A 15,917-nucleotide genomic window follows, 5' to 3' on the forward strand; every position below is an offset into this window, starting at 1 on the left:
GCGCCGGGGCCGGCCTCGTTCCTCGCCTCATGTTCGACTGACACGGGTCATATCGTCTCCCCGTGGACCTTTCTCGCCACCTGCGGCACTTCCTCGCGGTCGCCGAAGAGCTGCACTTCGGCCGCGCCGCCGAACTGCTCGGCATGGCGCAGCCGCCGCTGAGCCAGTCCGTGCAGCGCCTGGAGCGCGAGCTGGGGGTCGAACTCTTCGACCGCTCCCGGCGCAGCATCGCGCTCACCGCGGCGGGGCGGGCGCTCGTGGGCGAGGCGCGCGCCCTGCTCGCCGCCGAGCGGCGACTGCGCACCACGATGGCCGCGGTCCGCGAGGGCACGCACGGCACCCTGCGCGTCGGCGTGCCGCCCGAGGTGCCGGCCACCAGGCTGCGCGAGGTGCTGCGGCGGCTGGCCGCGCAGGCACCCGGCCTCGACGTGGAACTCCGGGAGCTGACCAGCGCCGAGCAGCTGCGGGCGCTGGCCGACCCGTCCCCCGCCGCCGGCCTCGACGTGGGACTGGTGCGGCACCCGGTCCCCGAGGGGGCCGGGCTCCGCTTCGGCCCGGCGGTCACCGAGAGCCTCGGCGTGGCCCTCCCGCGCGCCTCGCCCCTGGCCCGCGGCCCCGCCTGCGCCCTGGCCGACCTGGCGGGCCACGACCTGATCCTCTTCCCGCGCGCGGCGGCCCCCGAGTTCCACGACCAGGTGCTTGACGCCTGCCGCAGGGGCGGCTTCGAGCCGCCCCGGGTGCGCGAGGCGCGCAACCCGGACTTCCTCCTCGGCCTGGTCATGGCCGAGCGGGGAGTGGCGCTCGTCACCGAGGAACTCGCCGCGGGCCAGCCCCGCGTGGCCTGGCGGCCGCTCGCCGGGGAGCCGCTGCCGGCGACCCTCTCCGCGGCCTGGCCCGCCCGCGCCGCCCACCCGGCGGCCGAGCGCTTCGCCGCGCTGGCGGCCGAGGTGCTGTCCGCCGGCCTCGCCCCGGCCGCCCTCGCCGTTCCCGGTGCCCCACCGCCCTGGTCCGTGGTCTTCGGCAGCAGGTAGACCCGCCGGAACGGCCGACCGCCGCCGACCCACGCCCCTGGAAGCGGCCTCCGGCGAGCGGTCCGGCCCGGTGAGCGGGGCGGCCGGAGCGGGCTGAGCGGCGGAGCCGCCCCGCGCCGGGAGGGCAGGGGCGCGGGGGCCGGGGGCGTCCGGTCAGTCCGCGGGCTCCTCGTCGTGCAGCACGCACTGGTGCAGTTCGTGATCGCGCCAGGCGCCGTCGATGTGCAGGTAGGCGCGGGCGGTCCCGATGCGCTCGAAACCGCACCGGGCCAGGACCTGCAACGAGGCCGCGTTGTACGGCAGTACGCTCGCCTCGATCCGGTGCAGGGAGAGGCTCTCGCGGGCGAACCGGCACACCTGCCGCACCGCGGCGGTGGCCAGGCCCCGGCCGGTGTGGGAGGCCGCCACCCAGTAGCCGAGGCTGGCGCTGCGGAACGGGCCGCGCACGAGCTGGGAGAGCGTCACCGCGCCGACCACCCGGCCGGCGCCTCCTTCCGCGCCACCCTCCGCCCCGCTCCCCGTGCCACCCTCCGCGCCGCCCCGCGCGCCGTCCTCCGCGCCGCCGGCCTCCCCCGGGCGCTCCTCGGCCAGCACCCAGGGGACGAGTTGGCCGGCCTCGAACTGCCGCAGCCGCTCCCTCAGCCTGGCCTCCTGCCCCGCGGGAGTGAAGAACCCGGCGTCCCGCCTCGGCTCCCAGCGCCGCAGGTGTTCCCAACTGGCCCGGTACGCCTCGGCCAGGGCCGGTGCGTCGGCGAGGCGGGCCTGCCGCAGGACGAGGCGGGGCGGGCCGGGGGACAGGGTGAAGGGCTCCACGTGCACGAGCCCGCAGTCTAGGAACGGACCGGTGGCGGGCCCGCAGGGGGGCGGTGCGGGAACAGGCCGGGAGGGGCCCCGCGGCGCGGCGGGCCCGGCGGGGTGGCCGGCCGCGGCGCCGCTCCGCTACCCCGCCTTGTGCCTGCTGACCTCGGCGAGATACTCGGCGATCGCGTCCCGGTTGCGGGTCAGGCACCTGATGCGGTCGGTCATCCGGTTCAGCTCCTGCTCCAGGGTGGCGAGCATCTCCGGGGTGGCGTCCCTGAAGTGGATGACCCGCGGCTTGTCCAGGCAGGGCAGGATCTGCCGGATGATGCGAGTCGGCAGCCCGGCGTCGAGCAGTCCCCTGATCTGCAGGACGCGGTCGACGGTGTTCTCGTCGTACGCGCGGTAGCCGTTCGCGGAGCGGCCCGGGGCGATCAGACCCTGCTCCTCGTAGTAGCGCAGCAGCCGGCGGGGTGTCCCCGTGCGCTCGGAAAGCTCGCCGATCCGCATGTGTTCCACCTCACAAAGGTCCGGATTGACCTTCACATCAATGTGACGGTTCGAGCATACGGGCCATGGCTCAGGACACCACCCGCCCCCGCCCCCAACGGCCCGCCGATCCCGCCCCGAAGGCCCCCGCCCCCGCCCCCGACCCCGGCTCGCGTCCCGGCCCCGGCTCGGGCCCCCGGCGCGACTCGCCACCCGACTCCCCACCCGGCTCGCGCCCGGCCGGGCGGCTGCCGATGGCCGCGCTGCTCGCGCTCGCCACGGCCGTCTTCCTCACCAGCCTGACCGAGACGCTGCCCGCGGGCGTACTCCCCGCCATGAGCGAGGACCTGGGCGTGGGGGAGCCGGCGATGGGGCAGTCGGTGACGATCTACGCGCTCGGCACCGCGCTCACCGCCATCCCGCTGTCCGCCGTCACCGCGGGCCTGCGCCGCAAGCGGCTGCTGCTCGCGACGATGGCCGGCTTCGCCCTCGCCAACACCGTCACCGCCGCCTCACCGGACTACGCCCTGACCATGGCGGCGAGGTTCCTCGCCGGGGTGGCGGCCGGACTCGCCTGGGCGCTGCTCGCCGGATACGCCCGCAGGATGGCGCCCCCACAACTCCAGGGCCAGGCAATCGCCCTCGTCATGACGGGCATTCCCGTCGCGCTGTCGCTCGGCGTGCCGGCCGGCACCTTCCTCGGCGGCACCCTGGGCTGGCGGACGGCCTTCGCCCTCATGACGGCGCTCACCCTGGCGCTGCTCGCATGGATCGTGGCCCTCGTGCCGGACTTCCCCGGGCAGCCGGCGCGGGAACGAGCCCCGATCCTGCGGGCCGCGGCCGTACCCGGCGTGGCGCCGGTGCTGCTCGTCACGCTGGTCTTCGTCCTGGCCCACACCCTCCTCTACACCTACATCGCCACCTTCCTCGATCACCTCGGCATGGAGGACGCCACCGACCTGGTGCTCCTCGTCTTCGGCGCCGCCTCGATGCTGAGCATCTGGATCACCGGCGCCACGATCGACCGCCGGCTGCGCGCGCTCACCCTCGCCGCCACCCTGCTGGTCGCCGTCGCGGCGGCCCTCCTCGCGGCCTCATCGGGCCACCACCCGCTGGTCTACGTGGCGGCGGCACTGTGGGGCCTGGGGTGGGGCGGGGTGCCCACCCTGCTGCAGACCGCCGCGGCCGACGCGGGCGGAAAGGCGGCGGACGCCGCGCAGGCGATGCTCGTCACCCTGTGGAATGCGGCCATGGCGGGTGGCGGCGTCGTGGGCGGCCTGCTCCTGGACGGTCTCGGCGCCGCCTCCTTCCCCTGGAGCGTGCTCGGACTGCTCGCGCCCGTGCTCGCGATGGTCCTCGGGGCCCGCGCGCACGGCTTCCCGGCGAACCGGCCGGGAAGCCCGGGCTGAGTGCGGCGCGGGCGGAAGGCGGGGGCGCACCCGTCCTCGCCCCCGCGCCCCGCTGTCCCCTCGTCGCTTCCCGCCTGCCGTCCTCCTCCTTCTCCCTTCCTTCCGATGTGGGGTTAGGCTGCGCGGATGCGGACACGTGTGACGGAGAGCGACCTGGACCTCGGCGACGGGCGAAGGCTGCACGTCTACGACACGGTCACGGACGGCGCCGAGGACTCCCTCCCGGTCTTCTGGCACCACGGAACCCCCAACCTCGGCGCCCCGCCACGGCCGCTGTTCGCCGCGGCCGAACGCCTCGGCCTGCGGTGGGTGTCCTACGACCGGCCCGGCTACGGCGGCTCGACGCCCGCTCCCGGACGGGACATCGCCTCCGCCGCCCGGTACACGTCCGCCGTCGCGGACGCGCTCGGCATTCGGCGCTTCGCCGCCGTGGGCCACTCCGGCGGCGGCCCGCACGCCCTGGCCTGCGCGGCGCTGCTGCCCGACCGGGTCGTCGGCGCGGTCAGCGCCGCCGGGATGGCGCCCCTCGGCGCCGAAGGGCTGGACTGGTTCGCCGACATGGCCGCCTCCGGCGTGGCCTCGCTGCGCGCCGCAGCCCGCGGGCGGGAGGAGAAGGAGCGGCACGAGGCCTCGGACATCGTCTACGACCCCGAATTCACCCCCGCGGACGAGGCGGCCCTCTCCGGCGCCTGGTCGTGGTTCGGGGAGGTCGTCGGCCCGGCCAAGGACCAGGGACCCGGCGGCCTGATAGACGACGACCTCTCCTACGTCACTCCCTGGGGCTTCGACCCGGCCCTCATCACCGTCCCCCTCCTCCTTCTCCACGGCGGCCGCGACCGCGTCATCCCGCCTGCCCACGCCCGGTGGCTGACGGCGCACTGCCCCACGGCCGAACTGCGCCTCGCCCCAGACGAGGGACACATCTCCGTCCTCAACGCGGCCGAGGACGCCCTCGCCTGGCTGGCGGCCAGACCCCGCTGAACCTGTCCGCCGCGGCACCGCCCCCGGCCCTCTCCGCCGGCCATCGACTCCACCCCTCTCGACGCCTCAGGACCCTTCTCGGCCCTCTCGGCCCTGCTCGATCCTTCTCGCCCCTTCTCGGCGAGCCCTCACCTCTCCATACTCACCGCCCCGCACCGGCCCCCGCGACCCTCCAAAGTCGCTTCCCGCACATCCCAAAGTCGGAATCCGCCCCCGGCGGGCGGCGCGTGTCGATGGGGGGAGTGGGCGGGGGACGGGTTTGGAATGGGGCCTGTGGGCCGGACGAGCAAGATGGATCGGATGAGCAGAACGAGCCGGACGAGCAAGACAGGTCGGATGAGCAGGACGAGCCGGATGAGCGGGACGAGCAGGACGAGCAAGGCGGGCCGGATGGAGGAGGGCGCGAGCAGGGTGCGGTGGCGGAAGCAGGGGAGAGCCAGATGGTGACGAGCGAAGCGGCGCCGGGCGGCGGCGTGCCGCGGAGCCGGGAGCGGATGACCGAGGTCAACGGCGTGCGGCTGTGCCTGCAGACCTTCGGCAGGCCGTCCGATCCCGCGCTCCTGCTGCTGGGAGGCGCCTCCAGCTCGATGGACTGGTGGGAGGAGGAGTTCTGCGAGCGGCTCGCCGCGGGCCCGCGGTTCGTCGTCAGGTTCGACTACCGCGACACCGGCCGTTCGGTCAGTTACCAGGCCGGTGCCCCGCCGTACACGGGCCCCGACCTCGCGGCCGACGCCCTCGGCCTGCTCGACGCCCTCGGCCTGGACCGCGCCCACCTCGTCGGCGTCTCCATGGGCGGCGCCATCGCGCAGGGCCTCGCCCTCGACCACCCCGGGCGCGTCGCCACGCTCACGCTGATCGCCACCACCGCCCTGGGCCCCCTCGACGTCGAGCTGCCGCCCATGGCCGACCGGCTGCGCGCGGTGCTCGACGCCCCCGCGCCCCAGCCGGACTGGTCCGACCGGGAGGCGGTGATCACCTACCTGGTCGAGGGCCAGCGGCCGTTCGCCGGCTCGCTCCCCTTCGAGGAGGAGCGGCTGCGCGCCCTCGCCGCCCGGGTCTTCGACCGCAGCACCGACATCGCCGCCAGCATGACCAACCACTGGCTGCTCGACGGCGGCGACACCTCCCACTACGCGGTGGGGGAGATCGCCGCCCCCACGCTGATCCTGCACGGCACCGAGGACCCCCTCTTCCGCTTTCCGCACGCCGAGGCGCTGGCGGCCGCGATTCCCGGCGCTCGCCTGATCCCGCTGGAGGGCGTCGGCCACCAGACGCCCCCGCACGCGGCCTGGCCCATCGCGATTCCGGCCATCCTCCGGCACACCGCGCGCCGGGAGCGGGAGTAGGCGCGAGCGGGGCGCACGGACGGTCCCGACGCGCCCGCGGCCCGCGCCCGGCGCGAACCCCCGGCCCGCGCCCGGCACCAGCCCCCGACTCGCGCCCGGCGCGAACTCCGGACCCGCCCGCGGCCCGCGCCCGGCGCGAAAGGCCGCCGCCCGCCGACGGCAGGCGGCCCCGGCCCCGGCCGCTACGCCCCGGAGGCCGCGCCGATTTCGAGGTGTTCCCTCGCCAGGCGGGTCAGCTCGGACTCGGAGGACTCGCCGCGGAAGGAGGTGAGGACCAGGGCCTGGTGGTCCTGCGCCGTGGGGGCGTCGAGGGTGATCAGCACCGCCGGTTCGCCGAAGTCCCGGCAGCTGTTGGTGCACTCCGTGTAGGTCTGGGTGAACGCGAGGGCCTGGCCAAGCGCGGTGTCGACGACGGAGGTGGCCACCGGCCCCTGGGGGACGTCCCCGGCCGAACGGAAGGCGGCGTGGCGGCCGTTGATCGGGCTCTCGTTGGTCTCGGCGTCGATCGGGCAGGCGAGGTCCAGCGAGTAGAGGGTGAACAGGGTGGTGGCGTCTGCTTCCTCCTCGGGACGGTCGAGGACGTGCCAGGCCACCGCGTCGCAGCCCGTCTCGGGCCCCGGCGCGCCTCCCTCCCTCACCTGCCACTGTGCGGGCAGCTCGATGCGGAAGGTGGGCAGCGGTCCGCCGCCGAGATGGTGCCAGGCGGTCTCGCTCCCGTCCGCGTCCCACCGGCCGTGGCGCTCCCCGGGGCGGCCGCCGTCCTCGCACCCGGAGGCCGCGAGCGCGCAGCACGCGGCGAGGCCCGCCGCCCGGGCCAGGATTGCCGCCCGGCTTCGCCTGATGTGCATCGTCGCCCCCCTCTTCTCTCCCGCCCCCGGCGCCGCCCCGGCGCCCCACGCTGCGCCCGCCCCGGGCCCGCCCCAAGCCCGGCGCCGGCCCGCCGCGCCCGCCCGCCGCGGCCCTTCCCCGAACGGTGCCGCGCCCCACGGCCGTTCCCGGCGCAGACCGCGTCGCCCGCACAGGACGCCGTGGCCGCCGGGTCCGGTTCCCGCGGCGGCGCACGCCCGCAACGGGGCCGAAAGAGGCGACCCGGCCCGCGCGTAGGGGCCACGCCACCAGGGAAGTTGTCAGGTCCATGCTCTATTTGGAGGAGGCCGTCGTGCCCAGTCGTCACCCCAGCCGCCACAGAACCCCGCGCCGTCCCCGCCGGTTCCTCGCCGTCGCCGCAACCGCCGTGACGGCGCTCGCCGCCCTGCTGCTGCCGAGCGCCGCCGAGGCCGGCCAGCGGCCGGGGGCCGCGCCACTCGCGGCCCTCGGCGAGGCGATGCGCGCCGCCGACGTGCCGGGCACCGCCTGGGCGGCCGACCCGGCGAGCGGGAGCCTCCGGGTCCTCGCCGACGAGACCGTGTCCACGGCCGAACTCGCCCGGCTACGGGAGGAGGCCGGGGCGCTCGCGGGGGCGCTCGGCATCACACGCGTGCCCGGCGCGCTGCGCCCCCTGCTGAGCGGCGGCGAGGCCGTCTACGCCGACTCGGGGCAGCGGTGCACCGTGGGCTTCGACGTCCGGGTGGGCGGCGCGTACTACTTCCTCACCGCGGGGCACTGCGCGGACGGGCTGCCCACCTGGTACGCCGACCCCGGCCTGACCGACTACGTCGGCCCCACCGTGAGCGCCAGCTTCCCGGCGAACGACTACGGCATCGTGGCCTACGACGACGGCACCGTGCCCTTCCCCGGCACGATCGAGTGCAACGGCACGGTCGTCGAGATCGACGGTGCCCTCGACCCCACCGTGGGCATGACGGTCTGGATGGCGGGGGCGGTCTCGGGCTGCCATTCCGGAACGGTCACCGGCCTTAACTACACGGTCAATTACGGCAACGGGGACATCGTTTCCGGTCTCATTGCGACCACGATCTGCGCCGCGCCGGGCGACAGCGGCGCCCCCCTGTTCACCGGCAGCTACGCGGTGGGCATCCTCTCCGGCGGCTCGGGCAACTGCGCAGGCGGCGGCACCAGCTTCTTCCAGCCCGTCACCGAGATCCTCAGCGCGTACGGCGCCACGCTTCCCTGAGTCCGTACCACGGGCCCGGTCCCGCACCCACCCCCGTTCCGCCCGAGTTGCCCGGCCCGGCTTGTGGGTGCTTTCCGGACGGTGGCGTTCCGTGGGCGTTCACGTCCTGGTCGGCTCCGGGGCATAGCGTTCCGGCCATGATCGGAAAGAGCATGCGGCAACGAGCCGGGGCCAGGGCCCAGGGGAAGGCCGAAAACCCGGCAGGGAACCACTCGGGGAACGCGGCCGGGAACCACCCGGCGAACCGTTCGGGGAACGAGGCGGAACGCGCCCTCGCGCACGGGCCCGGGGGCGCCGCCGCGGTCCCGGCGCCCGGGGCCAGGGCAGCGGGCGCGGGGGCGTTCCGCCGGCGCGCCGTGCTCGGCGGGCTCCTCGGCGGCGCCGCCACGGCCGCCCTCGCCGGCCCCGCCGTCGCGGCGCCCCCCGCGGCGCCCCCCGCCTCCCGGGCGCACGGCCGCCGGCTGCGCGTCCTCGTCGCCACCAACGAGCCGTGGGGCACCTACCACGTCAGCCCGCTCCTCGAGGAGGCCGCGCGCCGCCGGGTTGACCTCGTGCAACTGGTGCCCGACCACACGCAGATCGAGGCGGGCGACCCGGTGCCCGTCGCCACCCCGGGGGAAGCCCCGGACGCCGACCTGCTGGTGGTGACCGGCGCGGGCGACTGGCCCGCCGACTGCGCGACCCGCTTCCGGCGGCTCCCGCTGGCCGCCTCAGCCCTGGCCTACCAGCAGCCGTCCGAGGCAGAACGCGCGCACGAACTCCGGCCGCGCATCCGCCTGTTCACCGCCTCCTCGGCGGCGGAGGGCCGCGCGTTCGCCCGCTACTTCGGCACCGGGAGGCGGATCGAGGTGGTCGGCTCCCCGCAGACCGACGACCTGCCGCCGCGCCGGCCAGAGCCCGGGCTGGTCCTCGTGCTGACCAGCGTCACCTACCCCGACGCGACCGGCGACGCGGCCCCCGGCACCCGGCTCCTGCTCGACAGCGCGGCACGGCTGGCCGCCGCGGGCAGGCGGATACTCGTCGGCATCCACCCCCGCGAGGACCGCAGCCTGTGGGACGCGTACGAGATCAGCGCCGACCCCTCGGTCACCGCCTCCGCCCGCGCCGAGGCCGCCATCGGCATCCCCGGCACCGTGTTCCCGCTGGTCACGGCCGTCGGTACCCCGGTGGTCGGCTGCACCGACCCGGAACTGACCGTGCCCGACTACCTGCTGGCCGTCTGCTCCGCCACGATCGGCGACCCGGCGGCGGCGGTTCCGGCCGTGGCGGCGGCCCACCTGCCCGACGCGGCCACCCTCGCCGACGCGGTGGGCCCGGTCGGCGGCTCCGCCGCGCGGCTCCTCGACGCCTGGCGCGCCTGCGTGCTGCCCGGCCACGGCCGACTCCGCGGCTGAGCCGGTCCGGCGCGCCCGCGCACGCCCCCACCGGGGTTGGCACGCGCCCACCGGGGTTCGCACGCCCCCGCGCGGGCGCGCACGCCCCCGCCGGGTGCCCGCGCACCCGCCGGGCCCGCACCCGCCGGGCCCGCGCGGGCGCCGGGCTCCGCCCGCCGGGCCCGTCGGTCCCCGGCCGCATGACGTCGGGAGTCATCGACCCGCCCGCGGCCCCGGGCGCAGGATGGAGCCGTCAAGGGCGCCACGGCGCCGAGAAGGCACGAGACGGGAAGACGTGATCACCATGGCCGCCTACGCGCTCGCCCGGCTCCGCGTCCGCCGGGAGCACCCCGACATCGCGGACTACATCGAGCTCATCCAGCCCACCCTCGATCCCTTCGGCGGCAGGTTCCTCATCCACGGAGGCCGCAGCGAGGTCGTCGAGGGGCAGTGGGAGGGCGACACCGTCCTGCTGGAGTTCCCGGGGATGAAGGAGGCCCGCGGCTGGTACGAGTCGGAGGAGTACCGCGAGATCCTGCCCCTGCGCACCCGCCACATCGAGGGCGACGTCATCCTCGTCGACGGCGTCCCGCCCCACTACGACCCGAGAACGACCGCCGCGGCGATGCGCGAGAAGCCCGGCCGGTCGTAGAGTTCCCCCGACGACACAGGGGGTGACCACCGTGGACGATGTGGAGACGTACCGGCGCGTGGCCGGGATGCTGGTGGGCGGGCTGCCCGTGCTGCTCGTGCTCGTCGGCGCCTATCTCCCGCGCTGGCGGCGCGGTTTCCGCACCCGGCCGGACAAGTCGCGCGCCGCGTCGCCGCTGTGGGCGGTGGGCGCCGCGCTGCTGGTGGGCGCCGCACTGCTGGCCGGGTTCACGCTGCACCTGAACAGCAGCAAGGACGCCGCCCTCCTCGAAGGGGACTTCTTCGGCGGCCTGCGCGACGGCGCCATACTGATCGGCCTGGTCGGCGGCCTGCTGGTGATGCTCCTGCTGCTCGTGGTGCGGGCGCTGACGATGCGGGCGCGCGGCGAGCAGGCCTACCGGACCGAGGAGCGGATGTCCGTGGGCAAGCTCCAGCGCGCGGCCCGGGAGGCGAACGACGCCCTGGCCGCCGCCCTCGAGGCCCACCCCGGCGAGTCCCCCGCGCGGGCCCAGGCCGCCGACTGCCTCGCGGTGGCGCGCGAACTGACCGCGCGCGCCCGGCCCGGCCGCGTGCCCTACGGCCTGGGCGCGGGCGAGTTGCTCGCCGCGGCCGTGCTCAGCCGCGCCGGCCGCGACGCGCTGGAGAGCGGCACGCCGGTGGCGGGCGGCGCGCGTTTTTGCGTGCTGAACCCGCTGCACGGCCGGGCCGAGGCCCGCCACCCGCTGTCCCTCGGCCCGAAGGACTCCCGCCGGCCGCAGCCGCTGTGCCAGACCTGCCTGGGATACGCCCTCGCCGGCCCCGAGCCCGAGGTGGCGGCGCGCGCCCTGCGCATCCCCGTGCGCGGGGGAGAGGACAGCTACTGGACCCAGGACCCCTTCCGGCCCTGGGGCATCTCCCTGGACGAGCTCTTGCGGAACGCCAGGGAAAACCTCACCGTCGCCTGAGCCCCGGCACCTCGCCGGCAACGCCCCCGGCGCGCGCCCGGCGGCACGTCGGCCACCCGGACTCCGGCGCCAGGCCCCCGCCGCACGCCCGACGCGCGCCACCACAAGCCCGCCCGCGCGCCACCGCACGCCTACAAGCGCGCCACCGCACGCCCACAGCGCGCCACCGCACACCCGCCCGCACACCCGCCCGCACGCCCGCCCGCACGCCCGCGGCGGGCGCACGGCATGCCAACGGCGGGTCCACGGCGCGTCCGGGGCGCCCGCGCGCCCGGCTGACCGGGCAAAGGCGGCCCGGCGCGCGGGCGTGGCGTCACGGAAAGCGCGGCGCCCGCCACGATCGTGCCCTGGTGACCGAACTCTCCAGACGCCGCGTCCTCTTGGGCACCGCAGCCCTCGGCGGCCTCCTTGCCCGCGGGACGGGAGCGGCGGGCGCCGCCCCCCGGCGCGCCGCGTACCCCTTCACCCTCGGCGTCGCCTCGGGCGACCCGCGCCCGGGGGATGTCCTGCTGTGGACCCGCCTCGCCCCCGACCCCCTCGCCCTCGACGGCCGCGGCGGCATGCCGGACGCGGCGGTGGAGGTGGAGTGGCAGGTCGCCGCGGACGAACGGTTCGCGCGGGTGGTGCGGGAGGGGACCGCGCGCGCCGTGCCGCGCCTTGCGCACTCCGTGCACGTGGAGGCGCGCGGCCTGGAGCCGGGCCGCGCCTACTTCTACCGCTTCCGCGCGCAAGGGCACCTCAGCCCCACCGGCCGCACCAGGACCGCGCCCGCGCCCGCCACTTCCGCCGGCCAGTCCTTCGCCTTCGCCTCCTGCCAGTGCTGGTACGAGGGCTTCTACACCGCCTACCGCCATCTGACCGCCGAGGACCTGGACTTCGTGGTGCACCTCGGCGACTACCTGTACGAGTACGGGGTCGGCCCCACCGCGGGGGTGCGCGGACTCCGCCTCGACTCCTCCTTCCAGCGCGAGGCCCGCACCCTCACCGACTACCGCAACCGGCACGCGCTGATCCGCCTCGACCCCGATCTCCAGGCCGCGCACCGGGCGTTCCCCTGGGTGCTGACCTGGGACGACCACGAGGTCGAGAACAACTGGGCGGGCGACGTCGCGCAGGTGGACGCGGACGGCTTCCCCGACGGGGACGTGGCCGCGTTCCGCGCGCGCAAGGCCGCCGCGTTCCAGGCGTACTGGGAGCACCTGCCGCTGCGCCTGCCGCAGAAGCCGAACGGCGCCCGGGCGCGGCTCTACCGGCGGCTGTCCTTCGGCCGCCTGCTGCGGCTGCACGTGCTCGACACCCGCTCCTACCGCGACGACCAGGTCTGCGGGGACGGCACCAAGCCCGGTTGCGACGCCGAACGCGCCGCGCCCGGCCGCACCATGCTGGGGGCGGGCCAGGAGCGGTGGCTGCTCGACGGCGCGGCCGCGCCGGGCGCCACCTGGAACGTGCTGGCCAACCAGACGCTGATCGCCCAGGTCGACCACGACCCCGACCCCGGGGTCCTCTCGGTGGGCCTGGACATGTGGGACGGCTACACGGCCGCCCGCGACCGGCTGCTGCGCGGCCTCGCGGAGCGGCGTGTGGCGGGTCCCGTCGTGCTGACCGGGGACATCCACCGCAGCGTCGTCGCCGACCTGAAGACGGACTTCGGCGACCCGGGCGCGCCGGTGGTGGCCACGGAGTTCGCCGGCACGTCGATCAGCTCGGGCGGCGACGGGGCGAGCAACGACGCGATCGGCGAGGCCATCCTGGCGCCCGGCGTGAACCCGCACCTGAAGTGGCACAACGCGCAACGCGGTTACACGGTCTGCCGCCTCACCGGCGGCGAGTTCCTGGCCGAGTACCGCACCGTGCCCCGGGTGACGGCGCCCGGGGCGCCGGTCGGCACCGCGGCCCGCTTCGCCGTCGCCCCCGACCGGCCGGGCGCCCACCCGGCCTGAGACCCCTCAGGGACCGCGGGGGCCCCTCCGGGGGGACCGCGGGGGCCCCTCCGGGACCGCGGGCGCCGGGCTCCCGAGGTCCCGCGGGCCTTCCCCGCCCCGGCCCCGCGAAGGACCGCGGGGAGGGAGGTGCCGGGCGCGGCGCGCGGGTGTGGGCGACCCGCGGTCGGGTCATGCACCTGCCATGACAGAAGACGCCGCGCGGCGGGACGTGGACGTGCCCCAGCTGACCGCCGCCGAATACGCCTCCCTGCGCGAGGAGATACTCAAGCTGGTCGAGCTCCAGTTCCAGCACGTCGGGCTGACCGTGGCCTCCCTGGGCACCGTGATGACGGTCGGCCTCGGCACCCGGAGCGCCCCCATCGTGCTGGTTCACCCGCTGCTCTCCCTGATCCTCTTCCTGAGCTGGTTCCACCACACCTCCCGCATCCACCGCATCGCCTCCTACATCCGCGTCCACGTCGAGCGCCGGGTGGGCCTGGAGGCCATGTCCTGGGAGCACTACGTGCAGCGGCACCCGCTGCCGCACGGCCGCGCCTCGTACGTCGGCCTGCGCGCCGCGTTCCCCTTCAGCTCGCTGCTGTCCCTGGGCACCAGCCTCACCGTGGCCTCCCGCGACGCCCAGACCTACGTCCTGTTCGGGCTCGCCCTGGCCTGCACCACCGCCACCTGCCTCGCGTTCTTCGCCTGGCGCGAGCCCGCGCCCGAGGCCAGGCCGCTGCGCCACCCGCGGCGTGGCGGCGCTTGACCCTCGACCGGGTCGAGCCCCGAGAGTGGCCGCGTGGAGAGAGAGACGCACGAAACCGGGCGCACCATCGGGCAGCTGGCCAAGGCCAGCGGTCTGCCGGTGAGCGCCCTGCGGTTCTACGACGGGGCGGGGGTCCTGGCGCCCGACTGGGTCGATCCGGCGAGCGGCTACCGCTGGTACGGCCCGGGGCGGCTGGCCGAGGCCAGGCTGCTCGCCAGGCTGCGCGGGGCGGGGATGCCGCTTTCCGACATCAGGCTCCTCCTCGCGAGCCTGCAGGGCCGGGACGACTCGCTCGCCCGGAGCCTGCTCGACGCGCACCGGCGCCGCCTTCGGACCCGCCTCGCCGAGGCCGAGGCCGAACTCTCCGCCGTCCACGCCCTACTCGACTCCAGGGAGAGCCCCATGACCCCGCCCACCGCAGAGCCCACCCCGGCCCGGCCCACCAGGCTGTCGGCCGGCGCCGCAGAACTGGCCGCCGCCCTCGACTCGGTCCGCTTCGCCGTCGGCACGGACCCCGAACTGCCCGCCCTGGGCGGCGTGCTGTTCGACTTCGACGCGTCGGAGGGCAGGCTCAGGCTGGTCGCCACCGACCGGTACCGGCTGGCCCAGGCCACCGTGGTCCCCGCCGGGCACGAGGGACCCGCGGCCAGGGCGCTGGTGCCCACCCCGCTCGCCGAGGCGATGCGGGCGCTGCTTGCCGCAGGCCCCGGCCGGGAGGCGGACGCCGCGGAACTCGCCGTCGAGGGCGAGCTGGTGACCCTGCGGACGGCCGGCCGCACGGCCTCGGGCCGGCGCCTTCCCCACGAGTTCCCCGACTACCGGCGGCTGGTGGCGCTGCCCGAGGGGCGCAGCGTCACGGTGGACGCGCCCGCCCTGGGCGCCGCCGTGCGCCGGGGCCCGGTCCTGACCGAGCGGCGCGAGCAGGACGGCGAGGAGTTCCCCGTCACGGTCCTCACCCTCACCCCCGAGGGGGAACTCGCCGTGGCCGCGGACCCGGCGCGGGCCGCGGAAAAGGGGGCGATCGCCGTGAACCGCCACTACTTCCTCCAGGCCATCGACGCGGCGGCCCACGACCGCCTCGTCCTGCAACTGGGCGAGCCCACCACGCCGTTGGCGATCCGGGTGCCCACCGACGAGGAGCGGCGCCTCTCGATCCTCATGCCGGTGCGGCTGAGCGCCTAGCCCGGGCCGGGCGGCCACCTGGCCGCCCCGCCGCCCACCGCAGGGCCCTGCCGCATCCGCGCGCGCCGGCCGGCCGCCCCCGCGCGCCGCGGTGTGGCCCCCGCGCGCCGTGGTGTGGCCCCCGCGCGCCGTGGTGTGGCCGCCGCGCCGCCCGCCCGGGGCGTTCCGCCGATTTCGCGGGTGGCGGAACGCCGTCGGCTGGCGCGGCGCGGCAACGCTCCTACTCTGAAGAGATGGAAAGCCACGCGTCGCATCGAGCACGAGTCCTGCCCCTGCGTCCGGTCGCCGCGGCCCCCGCCGAGGCCGCGAAGGAGCCGCTGTGGCGGCACGTGGTGGGCGGCGTCCTGCGGCGCGAGCGCCTGGCCCAGGAGCGCACCCTGCAGGACGTGGCAGACGAGGCGCGGATCTCCATGCCGTACCTGTCCGAGCTGGAACGCGGCCGCAAGGAGGCCTCCTCCGAGGTCCTCGCCGCGGCGGCCAAGGCCCTCGGGCTGCGGCTCGCGGACCTGCTCGGCCTCGTGCAGGGCGAGTTGGCCGGCCTCTCCCGGCCCGCGGGCGGGGCCGCAGCCGCCCGGCGGGGCCGGGCGCGGCCGGAACGGGAAGGCGTCGCGGGCAAGGAGGCCGCCGCCGGCGAGCAGGCCGCCGCCCGGCGGGCGGCGGGCGAGGGCGGCGCGGCCGAACCGGCCACGGCTTCCCTGGTCTCCACCGGCCCCGCGCCCCAGGCCGCGCGCCCGGCCGGCCCCGCGGCGCAGCCGGCCCCGGCGGCCGCCACGGAGACCCCCCTCGTGTCCTCCGTGTCCTCCGCGCCCTCCGTGGTCTCCTCCGCCGCCTCCCCGGCGCCGTCCTGCGCGCCCTCCTCGGTGCCCTCCGCCGTGAGCCGGCTGCGCGCCCGCCGGCGCGGGCCGGCGGCCCCGCAGCAGGGCGAGGTCCGCCTGGCCGCCTGAGCCCCGC

Annotated in this window: 15 protein-coding genes; 12 read left to right on the forward strand and 3 right to left on the reverse strand. The window is 76.7% G+C overall.

Going from position 1 to position 15,917, the window contains the following annotated elements; translation table 11 throughout:
* The first annotated feature begins 62 nt into the window (after positions 1–62).
* Positions 63–1,031 (forward strand): LysR substrate-binding domain-containing protein, encoded by a 969-nt coding sequence (locus D7294_RS01725; protein WP_120674617.1) that lies wholly within the window; start codon positions 63–65, stop codon positions 1,029–1,031.
* 153 nt (positions 1,032–1,184) lie between these two features.
* On the opposite strand, the gene D7294_RS01730 is transcribed toward D7294_RS01725, so the two are convergent.
* Together D7294_RS01730 and D7294_RS01735 are read right to left on the reverse strand one after the other, a co-directional pair.
* Positions 1,185–1,850: a GNAT family N-acetyltransferase gene (locus D7294_RS01730; RefSeq protein ID WP_120674619.1), complete on the reverse strand. Its 666-nt coding sequence runs from the start codon at positions 1,848–1,850 to the stop codon at positions 1,185–1,187.
* A gap of 120 nt (positions 1,851–1,970) precedes the next feature.
* A complete protein-coding gene (locus D7294_RS01735) occupies positions 1,971–2,339 on the reverse strand; it encodes a MerR family transcriptional regulator (protein WP_120674621.1) in 369 nt (122 codons plus the stop codon).
* A 233-nt stretch (positions 2,340–2,572) separates the two neighbouring features.
* Here D7294_RS01735 and D7294_RS01740 point away from each other — a divergent pair, with 233 nt between their 5' ends.
* The 3 genes from D7294_RS01740 to D7294_RS01750 all read left to right on the forward strand — a co-directional run bounded on the left by D7294_RS01740 (position 2,573) and on the right by D7294_RS01750 (position 6,054).
* Positions 2,573–3,727: an MFS transporter gene (locus D7294_RS01740; protein ID WP_174248253.1), complete on the forward strand. Its 1,155-nt coding sequence runs from the start codon at positions 2,573–2,575 to the stop codon at positions 3,725–3,727.
* 126 nt (positions 3,728–3,853) lie between these two features.
* Positions 3,854–4,708, forward strand: coding sequence for an alpha/beta fold hydrolase (locus tag D7294_RS01745; RefSeq protein ID WP_120674625.1), 855 nt, complete (start codon positions 3,854–3,856; stop codon positions 4,706–4,708).
* Between the two features lie 440 nt (positions 4,709–5,148).
* Positions 5,149–6,054, forward strand: a complete 906-nt coding sequence (locus D7294_RS01750) for an alpha/beta fold hydrolase (RefSeq protein ID WP_120674627.1) — start codon at positions 5,149–5,151, stop codon at positions 6,052–6,054.
* 182 nt (positions 6,055–6,236) lie between these two features.
* Here D7294_RS01750 and D7294_RS01755 read toward each other — a convergent pair whose 3' ends face one another.
* Positions 6,237–6,902: a hypothetical protein gene (locus D7294_RS01755; protein WP_120674629.1), complete on the reverse strand. Its 666-nt coding sequence runs from the start codon at positions 6,900–6,902 to the stop codon at positions 6,237–6,239.
* Positions 6,903–7,213: 311 nt separating this feature from the next.
* Between D7294_RS01755 and D7294_RS01760 the strand changes: the two genes are divergently transcribed.
* From D7294_RS01760 to D7294_RS33900, 8 genes are all read left to right on the forward strand, one after another.
* A complete protein-coding gene (locus D7294_RS01760; RefSeq protein WP_241562032.1) occupies positions 7,214–8,128 on the forward strand; it encodes a S1 family peptidase in 915 nt (304 codons plus the stop codon).
* 137 nt (positions 8,129–8,265) lie between these two features.
* On the forward strand, positions 8,266–9,522 hold the full coding sequence (locus tag D7294_RS01765) for a hypothetical protein (protein ID WP_241562033.1): 1,257 nt from the start codon (positions 8,266–8,268) through the stop codon (positions 9,520–9,522).
* A 283-nt stretch (positions 9,523–9,805) separates the two neighbouring features.
* Positions 9,806–10,153, forward strand: a complete 348-nt coding sequence (locus D7294_RS01770) for a DUF1330 domain-containing protein (protein WP_120675270.1) — start codon at positions 9,806–9,808, stop codon at positions 10,151–10,153.
* 31 nt (positions 10,154–10,184) lie between these two features.
* Positions 10,185–11,096: a hypothetical protein gene (locus D7294_RS01775; RefSeq protein WP_147450752.1), complete on the forward strand. Its 912-nt coding sequence runs from the start codon at positions 10,185–10,187 to the stop codon at positions 11,094–11,096.
* A 347-nt stretch (positions 11,097–11,443) separates the two neighbouring features.
* Positions 11,444–13,036: an alkaline phosphatase D family protein gene (locus D7294_RS01780; RefSeq protein WP_479681722.1), complete on the forward strand. Its 1,593-nt coding sequence runs from the start codon at positions 11,444–11,446 to the stop codon at positions 13,034–13,036.
* Positions 13,037–13,220: 184 nt separating this feature from the next.
* Entirely contained in the window at positions 13,221–13,784 is a 564-nt protein-coding gene (locus D7294_RS01785; RefSeq protein WP_147450753.1) for a hypothetical protein, read from the forward strand.
* 33 nt (positions 13,785–13,817) lie between these two features.
* Complete coding sequence (locus D7294_RS01790) at positions 13,818–14,966, forward strand: DNA polymerase III subunit beta family protein (RefSeq protein WP_241562034.1); 1,149 nt, start codon at positions 13,818–13,820, stop codon at positions 14,964–14,966.
* A 233-nt stretch (positions 14,967–15,199) separates the two neighbouring features.
* Positions 15,200–15,910, forward strand: a complete 711-nt coding sequence (locus D7294_RS33900) for a helix-turn-helix domain-containing protein (protein WP_194117718.1) — start codon at positions 15,200–15,202, stop codon at positions 15,908–15,910.
* Positions 15,911–15,917: the final 7 nt, after the last annotated feature.

The sequence above is a fragment of the Streptomyces hoynatensis genome, from assembly GCF_003626535.1.
GTDB lineage: Bacteria > Actinomycetota > Actinomycetes > Streptomycetales > Streptomycetaceae > Streptomyces > Streptomyces hoynatensis.